13 protein-coding genes and 1 pseudogene are annotated in these 20,553 nt (G+C 71.0%); 6 read left to right on the top strand and 8 right to left on the bottom strand.

All coding sequences use genetic code 11. The features are described from left to right. Nucleotides 1-12 precede the first annotated feature (12 nt). From AB0H78_RS36910 to AB0H78_RS36900, 3 genes and pseudogenes are all read left to right on the top strand, one after another. Nucleotides 13-1,503 (top strand): bifunctional glycosyltransferase/class I SAM-dependent methyltransferase, encoded by a 1,491-nt coding sequence (locus AB0H78_RS36910; protein ID WP_363239221.1) that lies wholly within the window; start codon nt 13-15, stop codon nt 1,501-1,503. Nucleotides 1,504-1,552: 49 nt separating this feature from the next. Then, complete coding sequence (locus tag AB0H78_RS36905) at nt 1,553-1,927, top strand: hypothetical protein (RefSeq protein ID WP_363239190.1); 375 nt, start codon at nt 1,553-1,555, stop codon at nt 1,925-1,927. A gap of 16 nt (nt 1,928-1,943) precedes the next feature. After that, a pseudogene (locus AB0H78_RS36900) lies at nt 1,944-2,966 on the top strand (glycosyltransferase family 39 protein); the annotation flags it as partial. A 122-nt stretch (nt 2,967-3,088) separates the two neighbouring features. On the opposite strand, the gene AB0H78_RS36895 reads toward AB0H78_RS36900, so the two are convergent. From AB0H78_RS36895 to AB0H78_RS36865, 7 genes are all read right to left on the bottom strand, one after another. Further along, nucleotides 3,089-5,410: a bifunctional glycosyltransferase family 2 protein/CDP-glycerol:glycerophosphate glycerophosphotransferase gene (locus AB0H78_RS36895; RefSeq protein ID WP_363239189.1), complete on the bottom strand. Its 2,322-nt coding sequence runs from the start codon at nt 5,408-5,410 to the stop codon at nt 3,089-3,091. 19 nt (nt 5,411-5,429) lie between these two features. Continuing rightward, nucleotides 5,430-6,383, bottom strand: coding sequence for a class I SAM-dependent methyltransferase (locus AB0H78_RS36890; RefSeq protein WP_363239188.1), 954 nt, complete (start codon nt 6,381-6,383; stop codon nt 5,430-5,432). A 13-nt stretch (nt 6,384-6,396) separates the two neighbouring features. Continuing rightward, nucleotides 6,397-8,649 (bottom strand): bifunctional glycosyltransferase family 2 protein/CDP-glycerol:glycerophosphate glycerophosphotransferase, encoded by a 2,253-nt coding sequence (locus AB0H78_RS36885; RefSeq protein ID WP_363239187.1) that lies wholly within the window; start codon nt 8,647-8,649, stop codon nt 6,397-6,399. Nucleotides 8,650-8,778: 129 nt separating this feature from the next. Further along, nucleotides 8,779-9,660, bottom strand: coding sequence for a carbohydrate ABC transporter permease (locus AB0H78_RS36880; protein WP_363239186.1), 882 nt, complete (start codon nt 9,658-9,660; stop codon nt 8,779-8,781). After that, on the bottom strand, nt 9,657-10,940 hold the full coding sequence (locus AB0H78_RS36875; protein ID WP_363239220.1) for a sugar ABC transporter permease: 1,284 nt from the start codon (nt 10,938-10,940) through the stop codon (nt 9,657-9,659). Before AB0H78_RS36875 ends, AB0H78_RS36880 begins: the two co-directional genes overlap by 4 nt. 106 nt (nt 10,941-11,046) lie before the next feature. After that, on the bottom strand, nt 11,047-12,423 hold the full coding sequence (locus AB0H78_RS36870; RefSeq protein ID WP_363239185.1) for an ABC transporter substrate-binding protein: 1,377 nt from the start codon (nt 12,421-12,423) through the stop codon (nt 11,047-11,049). A gap of 205 nt (nt 12,424-12,628) precedes the next feature. After that, entirely contained in the window at nt 12,629-15,931 is a 3,303-nt protein-coding gene (locus tag AB0H78_RS36865; protein WP_363239184.1) for an FHA domain-containing protein, read from the bottom strand. Nucleotides 15,932-16,354: 423 nt separating this feature from the next. Here AB0H78_RS36865 and AB0H78_RS36860 point away from each other — a divergent pair, with 423 nt between their 5' ends. Both AB0H78_RS36860 and AB0H78_RS36855 read left to right on the top strand, forming a co-directional pair. Further along, nucleotides 16,355-17,986: a serine/threonine-protein kinase gene (locus AB0H78_RS36860; protein ID WP_363239183.1), complete on the top strand. Its 1,632-nt coding sequence runs from the start codon at nt 16,355-16,357 to the stop codon at nt 17,984-17,986. Nucleotides 17,987-18,130: 144 nt separating this feature from the next. Then, nucleotides 18,131-19,378, top strand: a complete 1,248-nt coding sequence (locus tag AB0H78_RS36855) for a serine/threonine-protein kinase (protein ID WP_363239182.1) — start codon at nt 18,131-18,133, stop codon at nt 19,376-19,378. Here the strand turns inward: AB0H78_RS36855 and AB0H78_RS36850 are convergent. Further along, entirely contained in the window at nt 19,375-19,836 is a 462-nt protein-coding gene (locus AB0H78_RS36850; protein WP_363239181.1) for an SH3 domain-containing protein, read from the bottom strand. The genes AB0H78_RS36855 and AB0H78_RS36850 overlap by 4 nt on opposite strands. Nucleotides 19,837-19,992: 156 nt before the next feature. Between AB0H78_RS36850 and AB0H78_RS36845 the strand changes: the two genes are divergently transcribed. After that, on the top strand, nt 19,993-20,211 hold the full coding sequence (locus tag AB0H78_RS36845) for a hypothetical protein (protein ID WP_363239180.1): 219 nt from the start codon (nt 19,993-19,995) through the stop codon (nt 20,209-20,211). The last annotated feature ends 342 nt before the right edge of the window (nt 20,212-20,553 follow it).

Here is a 20,553-nt window from a genome sequence, read left to right as displayed (position 1 = left end):
CGGATCGGGATCATGGTGGTGGCGTACAACGCCGAAACCACGCTGGAGAAGACGCTCGACCGCATTCCGGAGGATTTCCGCTCGCGCATCGCCGAGATCCTGATCCTGGACGACGCGAGTCACGACGAGACATTCACCGCCGGATGCCGCTGGTCGCAGGCGGAGGGAATGCCGCAGACCGTGGTCATGCGGCACACGAAGAACCTCGGTTACGGCGGAAACCAGAAGGCCGGTTATGCACTCGCCGCCGAGCGAGGTCTGGACATCGTGGTGCTGCTGCACGGCGACGGCCAGTACGCCCCCGAATCGCTGCCCGACATGGTCGCCCCCATCGAACGCGGCGAATGCGAGGCGGTGTTCGGCTCGCGCATGATGAAGTCCGGCGGGGCCCGCAAGGGCGGCATGCCGATGTACAAATGGCTCGGCAACCGCATTCTCACCCGGGTCGAGAATTCACTCCTCGGGTCGCAGCTCACCGAATTCCACTCCGGATACCGCGCGTACAGCGTGGCGGCGCTCAAGCAGCTGCCGATCGACCGGAACACCGACGCCTTCGACTTCGACACCCAGATCATCGTCCAGCTGATCAATGCCGGAATGCGGATCAAGGAGATCCCCATTCCCACGTATTACGGCGACGAGATCTGCTACGTGAACGGCATGAAGTATGCGAAGGACGTCATCAAGGACGTCCTCGAATACCGGCTCGCCGTCAAGGGATTCGGCACCTGCGCCTGGATCCCCAAGCCCGCCGAGTACGCCTTCAAGGAGGGCGACGGCTCCTCGCACTCCGTCATCCTGGACCGGATGCGCACCCTGCCGCCCGGCCGGGTCCTGGACCTCGGCTGCTCGGGCGGGCTCTTCGCGGAGCGCCTGGAGATGCTCGGCCACAAGGTGACCGGCGTGGACTACATCGAGGTCGAGGGCGTACGCGAACGCTGCTCGGAGTTCTTCCTCGCCAACCTCGAGGAGGGACTGCCCGAGGACATCGGCGTCGACTACGACTACGTGGTCGCCGGCGATGTGATCGAGCACCTCTCGCGGCCCGAGCGGGTCCTCGCCGAGATCGCCGACATCCTGGCACCGGGCGGCAAGATGCTGCTCTCCGTACCGAACTTCAGCCACTGGTACTCGCGTCTTCGGGTGGCCTTCGGGGCCTTCGACTACGACCGCAGGGGCATCCTCGACGAGACGCATCTGCGCTTCTTCACCCGCGCCAGCCTGCGCCGCACCGTCACCTCGGCCGGTTACGACGTCCTCGACATCACCTCGACCGGGGCGCCGTTCTGGTCCGTGATGGGCGGCGGGCCGCTCGCCAAGGTGCTCGGCGGAATGTCCAAGCTGCTGACCCGCCTCAGGCCGACGCTGTTCGGCTATCAGCACGTCGCACTGCTCACTCCGCATGCGGCCCGGACGATCATCGCTGGAGAGCACGTCGATGTCCAAGACATTCTCAACCGCCAGTACAGCCCCGCCGAGCGAGCCGACCACGTGGGCGTCTGAGCCCGCCGAGGACGCCGCGGAACACGAACTATCCGATGGGAGGCGGACGTTGACTCTGCCGAGTCTCGTACTGCTGCTGTTCGCCGTCTTCTCCTCGGCGGCCGGCCAGATCATGCTCAAGCACGGAATGAAGGTCGCGGCCAAGACCGCGGACCACGCCGGAGGATCGCTGGCCGTACGCGCGGCTACCACCCCCTGGGTGGTCCTCGGGCTCGCCGTCTTCGGCATCTCCGCCATCGCGTGGATGTCCACGCTGGCCCAGGTGCCGCTGTCCATCGCGTACCCCTTCAACGCGCTGGGCTATCTGCTGATCGTGCTGGCGAGCTCCACCGTCCTGCACGAGCAGACCTCCCCGTGGACCTGGGCGGGATCCCTGCTGGTGGTGGTCGGCCTGGTGACGGTCTTCGCGGGGCAATCCGGCTGACCCCGCGGTCGCGTACGTGACGAAGGGCGCTCCCCGCCGGGGGGCGCCCTTCGTCACGGTTGGTTTGCGGTGTGCCCTCTGCGGTCGACAGATAGGCAGGTCTCCTGTTTCCCGCAGAGGTAGAGGAAGTACCACCTTGCGTCCCATCACCGCCGCCACCGCCGCATCACGCGTGACCCTGGTGATCGCCGTGCTGGCCTGCGCCGGTAAACTCTGGCTGGCCGCGCACACGTTCGGGACGGGAGACGTCCGCACGTTCCAGGTGTTCGCCCATGCGGTCGGCCGGCTCGGGGTGGCGGGCGCGTACGAGCATCCGTTCTACAGCGGGAGGCTCTACAACCACCCGCCCGTCACCGGCGCCTGGCTCTCCCTCGCCGGTGCGGCGCACAGCGCGGGCATCCCCTTCCCGCTGTTCATCCGTGCCCCCGCCTGCCTCGCCGACGCGGGCACCGCACTGCTCGTGTACGCCATGGTGCGCCGAAGGGCCGGAACCGCGCGGGCCGTCGCCGCCTCGGTGATGGTCAGCCTCAGCCCCGTCCTCGTCGCGGTGTCGGGATTCCACGGCAACACGGATCCGGTCTTCGTCTTCCTCACCCTGCTCGCCGTGTACCTGCTCGCCGATCTGCGGCGCCCCGGCGCGGCCGGCGTCGTCTTCGCCCTCGCTCTCGGCGTGAAGATCGTCCCCGTCGTCGTCCTGCCCGCGCTGCTGCTGGCCGCACTCCTGCAGGGGCGGCGGAGCCTGCGGCACTTCGCCCTCGGCTTCGGCGGTGCGTCCCTGGTGGTGTGGGGGCCCGCCGCCTGGTCCCAGTGGGCCGGGCTGCGCCACAACGTTCTCGGCTACGCGGGCGGCACCGGCGACTGGTGGGGGCTCAACGAACTGGTGCGGCTGCTCGGCATCCACCCGGGCCCCGTACTGAACCTGCTGCACGGCCCGGGCCGGTTCGCCGTCGTCGCCCTGTGCGCGGCCGCCGGCGCCCTGCTGGTGCGCCGTGCGCCCGACCGGCTCCCCGGCGCCGCGGGGCTGACCCTGGCGCTCTTCCTGCTGCTGAGCACGGCCAGCGGAGTCCAGTACCTGGCCTGGGCCGCCGCAGGACTCTTCCTCGTGGAGTTCTGGACCGCGGCGCTCTACGGTCTGAGCGCCGGGACCTGTCTCGTCATCACCTACACCAGCGGATGCGGCGCCCCTTGGTGCGTCATCGGCCGCTCCGCATCCGTCCGGCTCACGCTTCCGCTCTGGTGGGCGATGGCCGCCTGGGTCTGCCTGGCCTTCGCCGTCGCCGTCGGGCTGAAGCTGCTCACGGAGGGCGCGGGGGTGCGTTCGGCGAGCGGCACCAGCGGCACCGGGGCGCTCTCGCCCAGCAGGACACGGCGCACGACCCGCTCGGCGGCGCGCCCGTCGTCGTACGTACAGAAGCGCGCGCGGAACGCACCGCGCAGCGCGGTGTTCTCCTCGCTGCACCAGGTGCCGTCGCTGAGGACCGCGACGAGCTCGTCCGTGGACGTGGTCACCGCGCCCGGCGTCTCGCCCGGCGCTCCCGACAGCAGGTCGAAGTAGACGCCGCGCACCGTGCGGTAGATGTCCCAGTCCGGGGCGTGCACCACGATCGGGCGGTCGAGGTTGGCGTAGTCGAACATCACCGAGGAGTAGTCGGTGATCAGCGCGTCCGCCGCCAGACACAGGTCCTCGACCCTGGGGTGCGCCGAGACGTCGATCAGGGAGGGGTGGGAGGGCAGGCCGGCGGCCGCGTAGAAGTAGTGCGCGCGGACCAGCACCACGGTGTCCGGGCCGAGTTCGTCGCAGAGGCGGGCGAGGTCGATGGTGGAGCTGAAGCCCCGCTCGTAGTCGCGGTGGGTGGGCGCGAAGAGCAGGGCGCGCTGGTGCGGGGCGATGCCGAGCTCTTCGCGTACGGCCACGACGTCCGCGGCCGTCGCCGTGGTGAACACGTCGTTGCGCGGATAGCCCGACTCCAGGAAGCGCACCGCGCTCGGGTGCGCGCGCGACCAGGCCTCGGTGGTGTGCGGATTGGCCGTCACCGAGTAGTCCCAGCGGTCGACGCGGGCCAGGAAGCGGCGGAAGTTGAGGCCCTGGGCCGCGGCCGGGTGGTCCTGCTGGTCGAGGCCCATCTTCTTCAGCGGCGTGCCGTGGTGGGTCTGGAGGTGGATCTGGCCGGGGCGTTTGACGACCTTGTCGGGGAAGTTGACGTTGTTCACGAAGTACGTGGCGCGGGCCATCGTGCGCCAGTAGCGGCGCCTGCCCGGCACGATGTGGGCGGTGCCCGGGGGCAGTGCTGCGGCGTTCTTCCCTGAGACGACCCAGACGCTCCTGATCGCGGGGGCCAGTTCGGCCGCCTTGCGGTGGATCGCCTCCGGGTTGCAGCTCATCCCGCGGTCCCAGTACGCCGAGTAGACCGCCAGCGCGGGGTCCAGGGGCAGCAGCCGCTGGAGGCGGTAGTAGCGGCTGACGGCTGTGCGCGCCGCCCGCTTCCTGACGGAGCGGACCGTGCCGTGCACGGCACGGCGGGCGCCGAGCGCGGAGTCGAGCGCCGTCAGGGCCGCGTACCTGCCGTCGGTGAGCAGCCGTTGGCGCAGTCCGGCCCGGCCGCCCGCCGGGCGGTGGCCCTCGGGGCGGTGGGCCGAGCTGAAGCGGGCCACCGCGCGGACATAGGCGCGGCGGCCCGTGCGCAGGTCCCCGTACGCCTTGAGCAGTTCCTGTACGGCCTCGGTGAACAGCGGGGCGGTCAGGGGGGCCAGGCGCGGGCGCTCGGCGAGGAAGGCGAAGAGCCCGGTGTACTGGTCCACGAACTCCAGCGGCGAGCCCTCGGGCTGCGCGGTCCCCGGCACAGGGCGTCGCCTGCGGTGGTCCACACAGGCGGTGGGCAGGGCGGCGACGGTCGATGCGGCGGCGAGGGTCTTCAGCGAGAGGAGCCCCTCCGCGTACCGGCCGGACCCGAAGGCCAGCGACTCGGACTGCCAGAACTCCCGGCGTACCGCCCGGTTCCAGCACACCGCGGCCAGGTCCAGGAGGCGCGGCCGGTCGACGAGGGTGTGGGTGCCGTCGCCGACCGCCCGCAGGGTGGCGAGGGAGCGGCCGGGCTCCGGCTTGCCGAGGAACGGCGTACGGATGTGGCCGAACACCAGCAGATCGGGGTCGTCCGTCGCCGCCAGCCGCTCGGCGAGGGCCTGCAGGGCGCCGGGCAGCTGGACGAACGCCGGGTCGAGGAAGAGGAGATAGTCGCCCCTGGCCTCGCGGACACCGGCGTTGCGCCGCTCCCCGATGCTCACCGCCGCCGGCAGATGGACGGCCCTCACCCGGCCGTCGCCGGCCGCGAGAGCGTCCAGCAGACGGCCCGAGCCGTCGGCGGAACCGTCGTCGACGCCGATGATCTCGAAGTCCGGATGCGACTGTGCGAGCACCGACTCCACGCACCCCCGCAGATATCCGAGGGACTCGTGGACGGGGACGATGATGCTGAAGCGGGGCATTCACTCTTCCTTGCGTTGCTCAGGACGTACGGCGTGCGGCGATCGCCCGCGTGAGGACCGGCGGGAGCAGATCCTTCGCCAGGCGGCGCGCGAGCGAGGGGTGCGCGGCGGGCGCGGGGGCGCCGGCGTCCGCGGTGGTTCCCCGCTGGGCCGGAATGGCCGCCGCGTGACGGGACTTGGGGTGCGGCGGCGGGCTGGCCTTCTTGTCCGAGACCCGGATCAGCGGGTGGCCCGCGACCTCCTCCACCCCGTGCCAGAGGTCCGACCTGCGGGTCTTCAGCCAGGCGCGGAGTGCCTCGCGCGGGGCGGCGGGGTCGCCCCACGTTCCGTAGAACTTGGTGCCGGTCACGCAGATCGGCTTGAGGCCGGTCGTCGCGACCGCACCCCAGACGGCGGCGGCGACGCCCGGGCAGTGCTCGGAGCGGAAGTCGTCGAAGGCCACGATGCCCTCGGGGAGCAGGAGTTGGCGGGCGGCCGCGATATCGCCGTGCACATGCTCGTAGAGGTGCGAGGCGTCGACGTGGACGAAGCGGCAGCTGGCGGGGGCGACGTGGTCGGTGACCGCCGACGTGGGGGCCTGGATCACCGTGGGGAGCTGGGGGTGGAAGGAGAGGTAGTTGGCCTCGAACGCGCGGCGGGTGAGGGTCGCGTACGAGCGGTTCATCTCCCGGGTGTTCGAGGCGTCGGGGGCCGGGGAGTCGAAGAGGTCGCAGACCGTGAACGTCTCGTCGGGCTTCAGATAGGAGCCCAGGAAGATCGCGCTCTTGCCGAGGTACGCGCCGAGTTCGAGGAGGTCGCCTGCCGGCTGCTGCTCGCGCTGGTGGGTGAGGAACCAGTCGAAGAGCCACTGGTCCGCGGTGAAGAACCAGCCCTTGACGTCGGAGAGCCGGGTCGGCTGCGGGAGCTGTTCGGTCGGTTCGGCGGCGGTGGAGGTGGTGGTGGTGGTGGCTGCGGGGGGCACGGTGGGCGCCATGGTGGCGGGCCTCTCAGCTGTGGGTGTTGGAGGGGATGTAGCCGGCGGTGGCGGCCGCTGTGCGGGGGAAGTGCTGGGGCGCGGGCGCCGGGGTGCGGTTCTCCAGGGGGAGGGGCGCGGGGAGGCCCGGTGTCCCGCCGAGGAAGACATGGCGGACCACGCGCTCGGCGGCGCGCCCGTCGTCGTACGTACAGAAGCGCGCGCGGAAGGCGGACCTGAGCTGGGCGGAGCGCGAGCCGCGCCAGTGGTCGGTGGTGAAGATGTCGATCAGCTCGTCCTCGGTGCGGGCGAGCGCGCCGGGGGGACAGGCGCGGACGTCGAAGTACGTGCCGCGGGACGCCTCGTAGGCCTCCCAGTCGTCGATGTGCAGGACGATCGGGCGGTCGAGGGACGCGTAGTCGAACATCAGGGACGAGTAGTCGGTGATCAGGGCGTCCGAGGCGAGGCAGAGGTCCTCGACCGAGGGGTGGGCGGAGACGTCGATCACGCGGGGGAGCGGCGTGGGGGAGAGCGGCGCCTCGTACGAGTAGTGGGCGCGCGTGAGGATCACGCAGCGCGGGCCCAGCGCGCGGGCCAGGCGCTCCAGGTCCAGGGTGCGGCGCTGGCCGGCGACGTAGTCGCGGTGGGTGGGCGCGTACAGGAGCGCGGTGAAGCCCTCGGGGATCGAGAGGGACTCGCGGATGCGGGAGACATCGGCCGAAGTGGCGTTCTGGAAGCGGTCGTTGCGCGGGTAACCGTATTCGAGCGTGGTGTAGCGCGAGGGGTAGGCGCGCTCCCAGACCAGCGTGGAGTGGCGGTTCGCCGAGAGGGTGTAGTCCCACTTGTCGGTGTTGGAGAGGAGGTCGTGGAAGTTCATTCCGTGCGAGGCCGCCGGGTGGCGCCGGAGGTCGAGGCCCATCGACTTCAGGGGGGTGCCGTGGTGGGTCTGGAGGAAGGTCTGGCCGGGGCGCTTGACCAGACGGCGGTCGAAGTTGACGTTGTTCACGAGGTACGCGGAACGGGCGAGCGCCGTCCAGTAGGAGAAGGTGCCGGGGGCGAGGCGGCGGGTGGCGAGCGGGACCGTGTGGCGGTGCGCCGGGGCGCTGATCCAGGCGGTGCGGATGTGGGGGGCCAGTTCGCGGAGCTTGGACTCGATGGCGGCCGGGTTGCAGGAGTAGGCGCCGTTCCAGTAGGCGGCGAAGACCGCGGTGTTCTTGCGGACCGGCAGGCGGAGTTGGACCCGGTAGTGCAGCTGGAGGAGGGCCGCGCGCACGGTGCGGTGGGCCGTCGCGAGCAGGCGGTGCGCCCGGCGTCGTAGGGCCAGAGCCTTGAAAAGGGTGCCGTAGGTGCGGTGTGCGCCGAGGCGGACCATGGAGTGGCGGGCCCGGGTGGAGAGGCGGGGGGTCGCGCCGGGGGTGCGGTAGCGGGCGTAGTGGGCGCGGGCGCGGCGGAAGAACTCGGCGCGCGATCCGCGCGGGAGGCGGTCGCGCTTGGTGAAGACCGTCGTGAAGTGGTCGATCATCCGCCGGAAGATGACCGGACGCCAACTCGCCAGCTCGGGGCGGGAGTCGATGAAGGCGAAGACGCGGTCGTACTGGTCGAAGAGGTCGAAGTGCTTGCGGCTGGTGGTGGAGAGGATGTTGCCGAGGCGCCGCTGGCGGTAGTGGACGCAGACCCGGTCGAGTGTGGTGAGGGAGCCGGCGGCCATCAGGACCGGGTAGGTCCAGGGGGTGTCCTCGTAGTAGCCGGGCGGGAAGGTCATGGACTGCTTCTCGATGAACTCCCGGCTGTAGGCCTTGTTCCAGACCACCATCAGGACCTTGAGGAGACCCGGGCGGTCGGCCAGCCTGAAGGTGTCAGGGCCTTCCTCGGTGAGCTGGGTCGCGCGCTCGTTGCGTACGGCCTCGCCCGACCAGTAGGTGCGCGCGTAGTCGTAGACCAGGACGTCGGGGCCGCCGGTCTCCTTGAGGCGGTCGGTGATCGCCTGGAGCGCGCCGGGGGTGAGGGTGTCGTCGCTGTCCAGGAAGAGGACGTAGTCGCCGGTGGCGCGGGCGAGGCCGGCGTTGCGTGCGCGGCCCAGGCCCTGGTTCTCCTGGAGGTGTACGGCGGTGACCCGGCGGTCCCGGGCCGCGTACTCGTCGATGATCGCGCCGCATGCGTCGGGTGAGCAGTCGTCCACCGCGATGAGCTCGAAGTCTTCGAAGGTCTGCGTCAGTACCGAGTCCAGGCATTCCTGGAGGTAGGCCTGGACCTTGTACGCGGGGACGATCACGCTGAACCGGGGCATGGCCGGGGAACGGCCGAAGGGGTGAGGCGGTTACGCCGGATGTGGCATTCGGGGGGCTGATGGGTTTGTGCAGGCCCGGCGCCTCCCGCTTATGGGTGAACCGGGCCTGCGGTGCGCTTACTTGAGTGCCTACTTGACGGCGCCCGCCATGACCCCCGAGACGAACTGCCTCTGGAAGGCGAAGAAGACGGCGAGCGGGATGACCATCGAGACGAAGGCGCCCGGCGCGAGGACGTCGATGTTGTTGCCGAACTGACGGACCTGCTGCTGGAGCGCGACCGTGATCGGCGGGTGCTTGGAGTCCGCGAAGATCAGCGCGACCAGCATGTCGTTCCAGACCCAGAGGAACTGGAAGATGCCGAGCGAGGCGATCGCCGGACCGCCGAGCGGCATGACGACCCTGGTGAAGAGGCGGATCTCGCCCGCACCGTCCAGGCGTGCCGCTTCGAGGAGTTCGCGCGGGATCTCCGCGAAGAAGTTGCGGAGGAGGAAGATCGCGAACGGCAGACCGAAGGCGACGTGGAAGAGGATCACGCCCAGCGTCGTACCGAAGAGGCCCACCTCCCCGAAGATCTTCGCCACCGGGACCAGGGCGACCTGGACGGGGACCACGAGCAGGCCGACGACGATCAGGAACCACCAGTCCCTGCCGGGGAATTCCATCCAGGCGAAGGCGTAGCCGGCGAGCGAACCGATGATCACGACCAGCAGGGTCGCGGGGACCGTGATCAGGACGGTGGTGAGGAGGGAGTCGGTGATGACCTTGTTGTCGAGGAGATTGGTGTAGTTGTCGAAGTTCATCTGGGACGGCGCGGAGAAGACCTTCCACCAGCCGCTCGCCGCGATGTCGGAGGGCGAGCGGAGGGAGGAGAAGAGCAGCCCGACCGTCGGCATCAGCCAGATCAGCGCCACGACGAGCAGCAGGAGCCGTACGACGCCGCCGCCCGTGCGGGCCGCGATCCTGGCCGGGAGGGACTGCTTCGCCTTCACCACCTGGAGTTGTGTGGTCACCGCCGGGCCTCCTTCCGCATCCTGCGAATGTTGACGATCATGATCGGGATCACCAGGAGGAGCAGGATGACGGCGATCGCGCTGCCGACGCCCAGGTCCGCGTCCGTACCGAAGGACGAGCGGTAGAGCTGGAGGGCGAGGACGTTGGCGTCGTCCTGCGACGAGCCCGGGGCGATGATGAAGATGAGGTCGAAGACCTTCAGGACGTTGATCATCAGCGTGATGGTGACCACGCCGAGTACCGGGCTCAGCAGGGGCACGGTGACGCGGCGGAAGACCTGCCACTCGTTCGCGCCGTCCACCCGCGCCTGTTCGAGCAGTTCGCGCGGGATGCCGGCCAGGCCGGCCGCGATGAGGACCATCGCGAAGCCCGTCCACATCCAGATGTAACTGCCCATGATGGCCGGGGTGACGACCTTCGGGCCGAGCCAGTCCACTCCGTTGTACGGCTCGTGGAAGTTGGAGTCGGGCAGGCGCAGCTGCGCGCCGTCCGCCTTCGCGGGGAGAGTGAAGGTGCCGTCGGGCGCCGCCTTCGCCGAGGCCACCACCTTGCCGTCCTTGACCGCCTCGATCTTCAGCCCCTTGAGGCCGAGTTCGGTGGAGTCGATGGTGTTGGGCTTGCCGCCGCCGCCCTTGGTGAAGTCCAGCCAGGCGGTGCCGGTGATCTTCCCGCCGGTGGCGGCCTTTGGTGCCTGGGCGGGCTTGGCGTCCGAGGGCATCTTCGCCGGGAGGACGCCGACGAGCGGCAGCTGTACGGGAGTCGACGCGCTCACCGGCTGCTTGGTGAGGAAGGAGCCGCCGCCGGCCGCCTTGAGCGGTGCCACCGGCAGGGGGTGTGCGCCCGGGTAGCCCGCCGACTCGGCGAACGTGTCGTGGACGCTCACCCAGACGGCATTGGCGACGCCGCGGTGCGGGTCCTGGTCGTACACCAGCCGGAAGATGATCCCCGAGGCGAGCATCGAGATGGCCATCGGCATGAAGACGACCAGCTTGAACGCCGTGCTCCAGCGGATCCGTTCGGTGAGGACCGCGAAGATCAGACCGATGCCGGTGGCGACGACGGGCGCGATCAGCCAGATGCCGTTGTTGATGACGGCGGTCTGCATGGTGTCGTCGGTGAAGACCGACGTGTAGTTGTCGAAGCCCGCGAAGCCGTTGCCGGACTTGTCGAAGAAGGACCGGTAGACCGAATACCCGATGGGGTAGACCACGAGCGCGCCGAGCAGCACCAGCGTGGGCAGCAGGAAGCCGACCGCGATGGTGCTGCGCGTGCCTGTCACGCTCTTACGGGGGGTGCGATTCCCGGTGGGGGGCGCCTGGTTGAGCGCGCCGCCCGCCGCAGCGTCCGACGTCATCGTCGTGTCTCGCGTTTCGTGTCTCGCGCCGTCAGCTCGTGTAGGCCTTGGCGGCGTCCGACTCCAGCGTCGCCTGCGTCCCCGCGATGTCCTTCGGGTTCTTCAGGAAGTCCTGGAGCGCCTTCCACTCGCCCTTGCCCGGCGTACCGCCGAAGGACTGCGGAGCCTGGTCGGACATGTCGAAGCGGATGTCGTCACCGGCGGCGATGAGGGCCTTGGCGATCGTGCGCTGGATGTCATTGGGGTACGCGGCCATGTCCAGGCCCTTGTTGGGGGAGATGAAGCCCCCGGACTCGGCCGCGACCTTCGCCGCGTCGGCGGAGGCCAGCCAGGTCAGCAGCGCCTGGGCTCCCTTGGAGTCCTTCAGTACGACGGCCGCGTCACCGCCGGTGACCACCGGGGACTTGGCGCCCACGGCAGGGAACGGGAAGACCTTGGCGTCGGTGCCTACCTTGGCCTTGGTCTGGCCGATGTTGACCTGGACGAAGTCGCCCTCGAAGACCATGCCGGCCTTGGGGGTTGCGCCGGTGAAGGTCTGGGTGACGGACGCCGGGAACTCCACCTGCAGCGCGCCGTTCGCGCCGCCCGCGATCAGGCTGGGCTTGCCGAAGAGCTGGCCGAGGGTGGTCAGCGCGTCCTTCACGGACGGGTCGGTCCACTTGATCTTGTGGGCGGCGAGCTGGTCGTACTTCTCCGGGCCCGCCTGGGAGAGATAGATGTTCTCGAACCAGTCGGTGAGGGTCCAGCCGTCCGCACCGCCGACCGAGACCGGGGTGACACCGGAGGCGGAGATGGTCTCGGCGGTCTTCAGGAAGTCCGGCCAGGTCTTGGGCTCGGTGGCGCCCGCGTCGCCGAAGACCTTGGTGTTGTACCAGACCAGGGACTTGTTGGCGGCCTTGTAGTACACCCCGTACTGGGTGCCCTTGACCGCGCCGAGGTCCTTCCAGATCTTCGAGTAGTTCTTGTCCAGCTCGGCCTTGGCCTCGGGGCCCGCCGGCTTGAGCCAGCCCTTGGCGGCCGCCTGGGTGATCGCGCCGACCTGGGGCAGCATCGCCACGTCCGGCGGGGCGCCGCCGGCGATCTTCGTACCGAGGAAGTTGACGATCGGGTCCTGGGCGGGGACGAAGGTGACCTTCGCCCCGGTGCGCTTGGAGAACTCGTCGAGCACCTTGACGAAGTTCTTCTGCTCCGCGCCCGTCCAGACGGCGGCCACGGTGAGCGAGACGCCGTCGAGCTTGGGGAGCGTGACCCCGGACGACGTACTGGAGCCTGCGCTCGGTGAGTTGGTGTCCTTGCCGTCCGACTTCTTGTCGCTGCTCCCGCAGCCTGCGGCGAGCACGAGCGAACCTGCCGCGAGTACCGCGAATGCGGAGTTCCGTGTACGACGAGCCGTGCGTATGGTGCGCATGTCTGCCCCGACCTCTCCCGTTGCGCGCGCGTGCGGATCGGCGCAGCCGTGGAGCGCGTGCCGGTGGTGGCCACGTCGGCGACGCCTGTGTCCCGTGCGTCAGTCCTACGCCCGGTCCACGGGGCCCGCAATACTGCCTCAGGTGTCAACTCCCGGATCGTGATGGGCCTGTGACGTTACGTCAGTGGTCATGTCGGGGGATATGTCAGCAGACGAGCGGCGGTATCGGGACGGCCTCCACCGACCGGGCGGCCCGGTCCAGGGCGCTGGCCAGCAGGGCCAGGTCGGTGGGTCCGTTGCCCAGCTCACGGACGGGGCGGCGGGTGGGCGGATCGCCCATCCGCTCCCACTCCAGGGGTACGACGGTGGGGCGCAGGGTGGCCGTGCGCGGGATGCGGCCGGTGACGCGCCCGCCCTGGAACGGCGTCACCCTGCCGTCCGGGTGGCCGAGGCGGCCGCGCCCCGGGCTCGGGTCCTCGGGGCCCGGCGACACGGGCGCGGGGTCGAGGACCACGCGCAGCCGTGCGATGTGGGCGAGCTCGGTGTCGGCGGTGCGGTCGGGGCGCGCCGAGGTCGCGATCAGATGCACCCCGAGACGCTCGCCGTCCCTGGCCACCGCCTCCAGCGCGCGGACCACCGATCCGGCGGCGGGGCGGCCGGGGCTGCCCAGGGCGGGGGCGACCAGCGCGTCGAAGTCGTCGACGAGCACGACCAGTCGGGGCAGGGGCAGGGGCGGGGGCGGCTGGGAGGCACCGTCCGTCGCTGCCGCCGCGTCGGCCCGGGCGATGCGTCCGCGCAGCCGGAGCGTGCCGGAGTCGGCGGACTCTATGTCACCGGGGCGCCCGGGGGGACCGACCCGGGGGGCGGCGGCCCAGGCCGCGGCCTCGTCGCCGCCGGTTCCGCTCCCGCTCCCCGCGCCGCCTCCGACACCGCCTACGCGTCGGCCCGCGGGGGAGCCCGAACCGGTGCGCTGGCCGATCATCCGCTCCGTGACCTCGCGCTGGGTGTGCCATTCGGCGAAGCCGATGGAGCCCAGGAGCTCGGCCCTGCGCTTCAGTTCGCCGCCGAGGGACTGGGCGAACTCGCGCATGCGCACCGGGTCCGACGCCACCAAGTGGGTGGAGGTGTGCGGCAGTTCCGTACAGGGGGACAGGCCGTCGCCGCCCGATCCGTCCACCAGGATCAGCCCGAGCCGGTCAGGGCGCGCGGCCGCGGCGAGCGAGGCGGCCGCCGCGCGCAGCAGTTCCGTACGACCGCTGCCGGCCGGGCCCTCGATCAGGAGATGCGGGCCCTCGGCGGCCAGGTCCACGGTGAGCGGTCCGCGCGGTCCCGCGCCGAGCACGGCCAGGGCGCGGGCCCCGGGTGTGGCGGAGCCGCCCTCGGGCGTGCGGTGCGGTCCGCCCGCACCCTCCGACGCCTCTTTGCCGTCTGCCGCCGATGCCCAACGGGCCATCAGGGAGGCCGGGGTGGCCCTGGCGAGCCCCAACTCGTCCAGGAGGCGGGCCGACTGGGGCAGCGCCGCGGCCTGACGGGCCGACGACTCACCGCCCCCGCCGCTGCCGTCCGCGCGCAGCGGCGCCAGCGCCCGCCCGAACCGCTCGGCCCAGGCCGCGGACACCGCGTCCACCGCGGCGAGCGTGCCGTGTCCCGCGGGCTGCCCGCCCGCCGTGCGCAGCAGCCGCAGCGTGGTCGCCACGTCCCCGCTGAGCAGGGCGACGGCCCCGCACTCACGGAAGGCGAGCGAGGCCGCGCAGGCCGTCTCGTACGTCGCGTCGACGGGGGAGAGCGCGGAGGCGGCCGGGGTCTCGGCCAGACAGAGCAGATGGATGCCGGCGGCGGCGCCGGCCGAGGCGAGGCGCGCCGTCGTCTCGCGCAGGACGGCGGAGCCGGGGTCGCCGTCCACGACGACGACCGTGCGCGGCCCGTCGTAGTTCTGGGCGGCGGCATCGATGCTCCGGGCGTCCGCCGAGGCCCAACTCGTCCCGAGCGGGCCGTAATCCAGGCGCCGTACGAGCTCGTCGGTGCGGGCGGAGGCCTGCTCGCGGTCGTAGGCGAGCAGCAGCCGGCAGTCCTGTCCGTGCGCGGGCCGCAGATGCGGCAGCCAGCCGAGCCAGCCCCAGTCCGCCGTGCGCTCGGCGGCCGAACGCCCCCGGTCCGTACTGATCAGCACGATCTCCAGACCGGCGGGGGAGTGCAGGGCCGCGAGCTGCGCCACGACGGCACGGGCCAGACCGGCCAGCCGCTCGCGCGGGCCCGCGAGACCGAGCGAACCGGCCTCGCGCAGCGACACCGTCACCGGCACGGAAGCCATCTCGGCCCGGTCCGCCGTCCCGAGCCGCACCACCAGCGACTCCGGGTGCCCTGGCCCGCGCTCCCACAGCCGCGCCCCGGGGCCGAGCGCGGTCAGCAGCAGCGCGGCCGGATCGGGCCAGGACTCGGGGAGGCGGACCGGCGAGGCGTCGGGCGCCCCGGTGGGCGGGCCCTGCGCGGGCGGACTCTCCCGCACGCTCTCCGTACGCCCGCCGGTCAGCCGCCGGGCCCATGTCCCTATCCCGCCGCGCCTGCGCGCGCCGCCGGGTCCTGCTTCGGTGTCGCCCTCGCTCTCGGCCCGGGCGTGCTCGTCGATGTCGTCGTCCCGCAGGGGCATACGGGTGCCGCGCGGCGGCGTGCCGACCCGCCCGCTCGGGCGGGTGCCGGGGTGCGGCGTGCTGTACGGGTCGCGCACGGGCGCGGGCGCCGTGCCGCCGTACCCCGAAGTCCCTTCTGCGGCCGCGGTGTTCACACGGCTGTCCGAGCCGGCGTCCGCGTGCGCCTCCGCGACCGCGCTCGACACCCGCAGATGCCCCTCGCCGTCCGGCACCACAGCGGCAGCCGCACCAGCGGCGGGACCCCCCGTGCCCGAGGCGATCCGCAGCGCCGATTCGCCGATCCGCAGCAGCGCGCCGGGTGCGAGCCGCACCGGCCGCCCGCCGATCTCCCTGCCGTCCACCGTCGTGCCGTTGGTCGAGCCGAGATCGGCGACCGTGACCCGGCCGTCGTCGCCGACGGTGACCGCGCAGTGCAGCCGCGAGACATCGGGGTCGTCCAGCGGAACGTCCGCGTCCGCCGAGCGTCCGATACGGATCTGCCCGCCGTGCAGCAGATGCACCCCGCCGGCGTCAGGACCGGCGACCACATGGAGCTGGGCGGCCGTGTCCTCGTCGCCGCGCGCCGCCGCCCCGTCGTCCTCGGCCGGGATCTGGAGCGACAGCACCGCTCCGTCCACCAGCGGCGGCTCACCCAGAGCGCACTGCTGTACGTCGAGCCGCCGATGCCCTGCGTACAGCACGACGGCGCCCGACCGGCCGGCTTCGGCGCCGGCCTCGGCGCCTGCCACAGCCGCGGCCAGGCCGGAGGTCACAGCCGCCAGTGCCGTACCCGCGGGCGCGGTCACCAGCACGTTGCAGGAACGCACCTCGTTGGAGGGTTGGCCGCTTCGCGGCGCGAGGACGGTCAGCCGGATCTGCATAGCCGTCGGCGGTCCCTTCTGCGCGGGGTGCCCGGCAGGGGAAGCCGCCCTGTGATCTCCCCCACCCGGCAGGTCGGCACGGAACGAAGGGCTCCCGACCCCACAACTCCGTGCTGTAGGGCATCCTCGCACCTGCCACTGACAACACGCCCGGGGGTGGCCGGAAAGTGATCTTGAACGGTCGGCTCTGGACGTAAAAGTGCCTGGTTGGGACGGGTTCGGCAACCATCAGGGCCGCGCTTGCGTCTTCCACTCGAACACAGCGGGAACACAGCCCTGCGCACATCCGGAACTTCCCCGGCCGGTGCCCCGTTCGGCGGCACTAGAGTGGACCGGAAACGCTGGAGCCGGGATGCACCACCAGCACGACCTCCGGACCAGCGGCGCAGGAACCAGGACCCCGATCAGCAGGGAGCGCATGACGTGCGGCCGGTAGGCAGCAAGTACCTGCTCGAGGAGCCCCTCGGGCGCGGTGCCACGGGCACCGTCTGGCGAGCACGCCAGCGCGAGACCGCGGGCGCCGAGGCGGCCGTGGCCGGCCAGCCCGGCGAGATGGTCGCGATCAAGGTCCTCAAGGAGGAGCTCGCGAACGACCCGGACATCGTGATGCGCTTCCTCCGTGAGCGCTCCGTACTCCTGCGTCTGACGCACCCCAACATCGTGCGCACCCGCGACCTCGTCGTGGAGGGCGATCTCCTCGCCCTGGTCATGGACCTGATCGACGGCCCCGACCTGCACCACTACCTCCGCGACAACGGCCCGTTCTCCCCGGTCGCCGCCTCGCTCCTCACCGCGCAGGTCGCCGACGCGCTCGCGGCGAGCCATGCGGACGGCGTGGTCCACCGCGACCTCAAGCCCGCCAACGTCCTGGTCGCCACCAGCCCCGACGGCCAGATGCACCCGATGCTGACGGACTTCGGCATCGCGCGCCTCGCGGACTCCCCGGGCCTGACCCGCACCCACGAATTCGTCGGTACGCCGGCCTATGTGGCCCCCGAGTCCGCCGAAGGCCGCCCGCAGACGTCGGCCGTCGACATCTACGGCGCGGGCATCCTCCTGTACGAACTGGTCACCGGACGCCCGCCGTTCGCGGGCGGAACGGCCCTGGAGGTCCTCCACCGCCACCTCAGCGAGGAGCCCCGCCGCCCCACGACCGTCCCCGAGCCCCTCTGGACGGTCATCGAGCGCTGCCTCTCCAAGAACCCCGACCGCCGCCCCAGCGCCGAGAACCTCGCGCGCGGCCTGCGTACGGTGGCCGCCGGTGTCGGCGTCCACTCCACGCCGGCCCAGGTCGACGCGGCCCTCGGCGTGGCCGCCCTGCTGGCCCCCGACCCGGCGCCCACGACGGTCCCCGACATGCCGGGTGCGGCCGACCCCACCCAGGTGCTGCCGTCCAACGCGGCGTCGTACGACCCGAACGCGCGCACCAGCGTGATGCCGAACACCCCGCCGCGCCCCATGGCGGACCCGACGGCCGTCATGCCCAACCAGCCTCCGGGCCAGCCGCAGCAGCCCCCGCAGCCCGAAGGCCCGCACCCCTGGCAGAGCCAGCTCCAGGCGGCGCGCGACCGCAACGAGCAGACCCAGGTCCAGTATCTGGATCCCAACCAGGACCCGCTGCGCCACCGCCCGCACCGCTCTCAGCAGCAGCAGCCCCAGCAGCAGCGCCCGCCCCAGAGGCAGCAGCCGCGCCCCCAGCAGCAGCAGCAGCGCCCGCAACAACAGCGCCCGCAACAACAGCGCCCGCAACAACAGCAGTACGCACCTCAGCGTCAGCAGTACGCACCCCCGCAGCAGCCCCAGCCTCCCGCACCCCGCGAACCGCGCCAGCCGCGTCAGCGCAGCGCCAACCCGATGAAGATCCCGGGCCTGGGCTGCCTCAAGGGCTGCCTGTTCATCGCCCTGATCCTCTTCGTCGGAGGCTGGCTGTTCTGGGAGTTGGCCCTCCAGGACTGGGTGGGCTCGACGAAGGGCTTCTTCGCTCAGGTCGGCGACATCATCGACAAGGTGAACGATTTCATCTCGAGCATCGGCGGCTCGGACTCAGGAAACTGACGCGATTCAGCCCCACCCTGTAAACAAGTCGACTTCTGCGGACCAATTTCACCCGCAGAAGTGAAGGTTGGTGCCATCCGGGGCACTGAACACCCCGGCACCCGCGTATTTTGGGTGCGATCGCCAGCCGCTGAGGGAGCAGTCTTGGCACGGAAAATCGGCAGCCGGTACACCGCGCACCAGATCCTGGGGCGCGGCAGCGCGGGCACGGTATGGCTAGGCGAAGGCCCTGAGGGCCCCGTCGCCATCAAGCTGCTCCGCGAGGACCTGGCATCCGACCAGGAGCTGGTGGGCCGCTTCGTACAGGAGCGCACGGCCCTCCTGGGCCTGAACCACCCCCACGTGGTCTCGGTACGCGACCTGGTGGTCGACGGCAACGACCTCGCCCTGGTCATGGACCTGGTACGGGGCACGGACCTGCGCACCCGCCTCGACCGCGAACGCCGCCTGAGCCCCGAAGCGGCGGTGGCGATCGTCGCGGACATCGCGGACGGCCTGGCGGCGGCGCACGCGGCAGGCGTGGTCCACAGGGACGTGAAGCCGGAGAACATCCTCCTGGACATGCAGGGCCCGTTGGGCCCCGGCAGCTCGCATCCCGCGCTCCTGACGGACTTCGGCGTGGCAAAGCTGATCGACACCCCACGCCGCACCCGGGCGACCAAAATCATCGGCACCCCGGACTACTTGGCGCCCGAGATCATCGAAGGCCTGCCCCCGCGCGCCTCGGTCGACATCTACGCGCTCGCCACCGTCCTCTACGAACTCCTGGCAGGCTTCACGCCGTTCGGCGGAGGCCACCCGGGCGCGATCCTGCGCCGCCACGTGACAGAGACGGTCGTCCCCCTCCCCGGCATCCCCGACGAACTCTGGCAACTCCTCGTCCAGTGCCTGGCGAAGGCCCCCGCATCCCGCCTGCGCGCCTCGGAACTGGCGGACCGCCTCCGCGAACAACTCCCGCACCTGGCAGGCATCCCACCGCTGGACGTGGACGAACCGGACGACGAAGCGCAGCCGGAGGGCGAGGCCGCGTACGACGATTCCCAACCCACGCCCGCCACCCCGCAACGCAGAGGCGCGGTCCCCCTGGTCCCGGGCTCGTCCCCCGACTCCAACAGGGACACGCACACGAGCATGCGCGTGCCGGCCCCCGACGAGTTGGCAGGCGGCCCCAGAGGCACGGCCCGAGCCCCCCGTACGTCCGCTCAGCGCCGCCCGGGCTCGGCCCGCCACAAGTCCAGCGCAGAGGCAATCCGCAAACGCCGCCTGAAGCTGGGCGCGGCAGCGCTGGTGCTGGCGGCAGCGGTAGGCGTGGGCGGCTGGCTGGCGACATCGGGCGGCGACGACACGAAGCCGCCCCAGGACACAAAACAGTCGGCCCCGACGCAGCCCTAGCAGTACGGAACGATGCTCAAATTGTCGACGTACCGAGCGGAGACCCACCCGCTCCCGTCGCCGAGCATGTACCAGAGGCTGTTCCCGCCCACGCTCTGCCCGTTTTTCTTGCAGTAGAGCGGGATGACGGACCCGGGCTTCAGATCCTTCACAAAGGCCGAGGAAGTGGAAGCGCCCTTCCGCACATGCAGTTCGGTACGCGAACTGACCCGCCCCTGAGCCCGCGCCCCGCCGTTCCCCACACCGCTGTTGCAGGTCGGCACGGCGGACAGGTTGTCGACGTACCGCGCGCTGACCCACCCACCGTGGGCGAGGTTGTACCAAATCCGGTTCCCCTCGACGCTGGGCCCATTGACCTTGCAGCTCAGCAGCACGAGCTGCTGATACGCGAGGACCTTGGTGACCCGGGCCGACATCGAAGGGCTGCTGTGCACGTTCAGCCCGATATGCGAGCTCACACGCCCTCCGGGATCGGATGCGGCGGCGGGCAGGACGGTAACCAGGGTGACCACCCCGGCAGTCCCCAGAACAGCGGCCGTACCAAGCAACGGAAGTCTCATCACACGCTCCTTCCAGCCCCTCCGGACAGCCTTACCCCAGGTACGCGCGCCCGCATGTCGATCATGCGAGACAGGGCGCAATTCCGTTCGAGTGACCTGGCGGTGATGGAGGGACTGTCGGCCTACGAACGGCCCTTCCATCAGCGTGGCGTCGGAATGGTGCTTGGCCCGCTCACGCCCTGGGACGTCTTGGAAATGACGGGACTTGGCGCCGTGCAGGCGATCGATGCTTACTTGATCACCGGAGGCCTCCCGCTGATCTGCCAGGAATGACGCCCGGGTTGGAGTCGCAGGGACTTCCTCTGGCACTGTCTGAACGACCCGACCAGCCCGCTCCTGGTGTCCGGTGAGCGGATACTGTCCGCCGAGTTCCCCGCCGCTCTCCAACCCCGTCGCATCCTAGAAGCGGTCGGATCGGGTGAACGTACCTTCACGGGAATCGCCAGCAGGGCAGGCTCGTCGAACGCGCCGGCCAACCCCGGTGCGAGGACACGGCGCTCTTCGTGCTCTCACAGGCCTGTTACTGAGCTTGAACTCGTGAAGTCGTAGCTGCTGACAAGCCTTGATCCTCGCGGTACGCCGTAGTTATGAGGTACGCGCAGGGTGGTGGTCTGA

It is taken from the genome of Streptomyces sp. NPDC050738 (assembly GCF_040654175.1).
In the GTDB taxonomy this organism is placed as follows: domain Bacteria; phylum Actinomycetota; class Actinomycetes; order Streptomycetales; family Streptomycetaceae; genus Streptomyces.
This window is presented reverse-complemented; position numbering and strand designations above follow the sequence as displayed.

Bases quoted from the DNA above. Each gene is read 5' to 3' on its own strand.
- AB0H78_RS36910 (WP_363239221.1), top strand. From the start codon at position 13: ATGGTGGTGGCGTACAACGCCGAAACCACGCTGGAGAAGACGCTCGAC.
- AB0H78_RS36895 (WP_363239189.1), bottom strand. From the start codon at position 5,410: ATGCCCCGCTTCAGCATCATCGTCCCCGTCCACGAGTCCCTCGGATAT.
- AB0H78_RS36890 (WP_363239188.1), bottom strand. From the start codon at position 6,383: ATGGCGCCCACCGTGCCCCCCGCAGCCACCACCACCACCACCTCCACC.
- AB0H78_RS36885 (WP_363239187.1), bottom strand. From the start codon at position 8,649: ATGCCCCGGTTCAGCGTGATCGTCCCCGCGTACAAGGTCCAGGCCTAC.
- AB0H78_RS36870 (WP_363239185.1), bottom strand. From the start codon at position 12,423: ATGCGCACCATACGCACGGCTCGTCGTACACGGAACTCCGCATTCGCG.
- AB0H78_RS36865 (WP_363239184.1), bottom strand. From the start codon at position 15,931: ATGCAGATCCGGCTGACCGTCCTCGCGCCGCGAAGCGGCCAACCCTCC.
- AB0H78_RS36845 (WP_363239180.1), top strand. From the start codon at position 19,993: ATGTCGATCATGCGAGACAGGGCGCAATTCCGTTCGAGTGACCTGGCG.